This is a genomic window from Mesorhizobium sp. CA14, assembly GCF_020165195.1.
Lineage (GTDB): Bacteria > Pseudomonadota > Alphaproteobacteria > Rhizobiales > Rhizobiaceae > Mesorhizobium.
The window spans coordinates 1-1,977 of record NZ_JAIUHR010000060.1; the positions used below are offsets into that span (position 1 = coordinate 1).

At 61.9% G+C, this 1,977-nt stretch carries 3 protein-coding genes; all 3 read left to right on the plus strand.

From position 1 onward, the window contains the following. Nucleotides 1–415 precede the first annotated feature (415 nt). The 3 genes from LB565_RS29725 (at nt 416) to LB565_RS29735 (ending at nt 1,869) form a co-directional block, all read left to right on the plus strand. A complete protein-coding gene (locus LB565_RS29725) occupies nt 416–934 on the plus strand; it encodes an RrF2 family transcriptional regulator (protein ID WP_224589621.1) in 519 nt (172 codons plus the stop codon). Between the two features lie 37 nt (nt 935–971). After that, nucleotides 972–1,430 (plus strand): carboxymuconolactone decarboxylase family protein, encoded by a 459-nt coding sequence (locus tag LB565_RS29730; protein WP_224589622.1) that lies wholly within the window; start codon nt 972–974, stop codon nt 1,428–1,430. A 61-nt stretch (nt 1,431–1,491) separates the two neighbouring features. Beyond that, nucleotides 1,492–1,869 carry a DoxX family protein gene (locus LB565_RS29735; RefSeq protein WP_224589623.1) on the plus strand — a complete coding sequence of 126 codons (378 nt, stop codon included), beginning with the start codon at nt 1,492–1,494 and terminating at the stop codon, nt 1,867–1,869. Nucleotides 1,870–1,977 lie beyond the last annotated feature (108 nt).

Here is a 1,977-nt window from a genome sequence, read left to right on the forward strand (position 1 = left end):
CCGAGACGGAGTGGGGGTCGACCAGCGCTACATAAGACAATGCATGCGCCAAGCTGCCATGCACGCTATCGCCAAAGACCAGCCGCTTGGAAATGGGTGCATGCCGTAGATGAAGTGGGGAGAGGTGGCCCGGCGAAGCCGGGACGGAGAGGGGCCTTCGGGACGGCTGGGAACTAGTCCCAGGCTCCTGACCGCCTGTTTATCTTGCTAACGCCTCATTCTTCACCGGCTCTGACCTCCACAGAGGTCGTCCCCCTCTCCGTCCCGGCTTCGCCGGGCCACCTCTCCCCCGCTTCGCGGGGTGCGAGGAACCCAAGCGCTCGAAGGCCATCGCGAACATGGCATAACTCCATTTTTCTATTGCAGATAAAAATTATCCACGATAAAAGATATCCATGAATAGGAGCGACTGATCATGAAGCTCGGAGAAGGCGTTGAGGCGGCCATCCATTGCGCGGCGACGCTGGCCAGCGTCGATGGCAACAGCACCATGCCGGGGGCTGCACTGGCCGAGGCGTTTGGTCTGTCGCCGAGCTATCTCTTGAAACATCTGAATCAACTGACGGCGGCGCTCATCCTGGAATCGGTGCCGGGGCCGGCGGGCGGCTACAGGTTGGCGCGGGCGGCCGAGCGCATCACGCTGCTCGACATTGTGCTTGCAGTGGAGGGCAGGGAGCCAGCCTTTCGCTGCGGCGAAATCCGCCAGCGCGGCCCGGTCAAGATCGATGCCTCCGCCTATGTGAAGCCCTGCGGCATCAATGCCGCGATGCTCAAGGCCGAGCGCGCCTATCGGGCGGCACTCGCCGAAGTGAAGCTGTCCGACATCGTGGCGGAGTACGCGGCCGAAGGCGATCCGCGATCCTATGCCGCGAGTTGCGCCTTCGTCGAGCGCCACCAGCGACCCCAGAAATCCGCTTCACCGAAGCAGATTTGAACCCCTGACCCCACCAAAAACCTGGAAGGAAAAGACGATGAAACAGAGACTGCAGTTCTTTGCCAAGGCGCCGGAAATCATGAAGGCGGTATCGGCGCTCAACAAGGCCGTCGACGAATGCGGGCTGGAAGTAGGCCTGCTGCACCTGATCAAGCTCAGGGCCTCGCAGATCAATGGCTGCTCATACTGCGTCGAGATGCACAGCCGTGAGGCAAGGCGCGATGGTGAGACCGAAACCCGGCTCTATCTCGTCGCCGCGTGGAAGGAATCGCCGCTGTTTTCCGAACGCGAACGTGCCGCGCTTGCGTGGACCGAGGCCGTGACGCTGATCGCCGACAATGGCGTGTCGGACGAGCTCTACGCCCGCACGCTAGAGCATTTCTCGGAAGAGGAACTGGTCAAGCTCTCGGTCGCGCTCGGCATGATCAACACCTGGAACCGGCTGTGCGTTCCATTTCACGCTATCCATCCGATGCCGGCAGCCAAGGCCGCCTGATTATCCGACGATGGCGTGGGCCCGTGACGGCCCACGCTTTTTGATTTTGAGGATCAACGACATGTTTGAGAATTTCCAGAGCGAGATTCTGGCCGTGGCGCGTCTGCTGCTTGGCGGCGCTTTCGCCTTTGCCGGCCTGCGCAACATCCAGAACAGAAAGCTGGTCGCCTCGTTGATGGCCGCGCGCGGTGTCCCACAGGCCACGCTCGCTCTGTGGCTGGGCATCGTGCTGCAGATCGCGGCCGGGGCGCTGGTGATCGCCGGCCTTTGGACCGCTTTGGCGGCAGCCGCGCTGATCGTCTTCCTCATCGTCGCGACGCCGATGTTCCACAATTTCTGGGACCATCAAGGCGCGGACCGCGCATCTCGCATCAACGGCGTCGTCAGCAATGTTGCCTTGGCCGGTGGATTCCTGGCGCTGGTCGCGCAGGGCATGTAGGCGGCAGCGCTGCCGTGGCCGCGAGCGTCCGGGCTAGAGTCTTTCATGTTTTGACGGAAGCGTATCCGGCGTTTTCGAAGTAGTTCTTGCATTCGGTTGCCTCGATGG

Bases quoted from the DNA above. Each gene is read 5' to 3' on its own strand.
- LB565_RS29735 (WP_224589623.1), top strand. From the start codon at position 1,492: ATGTTTGAGAATTTCCAGAGCGAGATTCTGGCCGTGGCGCGTCTGCTG.
- LB565_RS29730 (WP_224589622.1), top strand. From the start codon at position 972: ATGAAACAGAGACTGCAGTTCTTTGCCAAGGCGCCGGAAATCATGAAG.
- LB565_RS29725 (WP_224589621.1), top strand. From the start codon at position 416: ATGAAGCTCGGAGAAGGCGTTGAGGCGGCCATCCATTGCGCGGCGACG.